The organism is Rhodococcus sp. T7, from assembly GCF_009872365.1.
GTDB lineage: Bacteria > Actinomycetota > Actinomycetes > Mycobacteriales > Mycobacteriaceae > Rhodococcus_F.
On the sequence record NZ_WXYH01000389.1, the window covers coordinates 141,530 to 141,799 of the forward strand.

Annotated in this window: 1 protein-coding gene and 1 pseudogene; both read right to left on the reverse strand. The window is 62.6% G+C overall.

The window, feature by feature from the left end:
- A partial coding sequence (locus MLGJGCBP_RS52600) for a proton-translocating transhydrogenase family protein (protein ID WP_236581725.1) occupies positions 1 to 122 on the reverse strand: 122 nt, incomplete at its 3' end.
- Positions 123 to 270, reverse strand: a pseudogene (locus tag MLGJGCBP_RS44645) (NAD(P)(+) transhydrogenase (Re/Si-specific) subunit alpha); the annotation flags it as partial.

Sequence of the window (270 nt, forward strand, 5' to 3'; positions counted from 1 at the left end):
ATCGCGTTCGTCCCCGACATCAGCGGGGTATGCAACGTGTTCGGGACCTTCGAGATCACCGCGAACCCCACGAACCCGGACAACACCAGGATCGCGATGTTCGCCAACAATTCGGTATACATCTAGGACACACCCTCCTCACGGGTGACGCAGGACGCGGCGAGGACCTCGTCCGAGAAATCGGGGGCCAGCGCGCCGTCGACGAGCATCAGCTCCAGCAGCGCGGAGATGTTCTTCGAGTACAGCTCGGAGGCGTGCTCGGGCATGCTG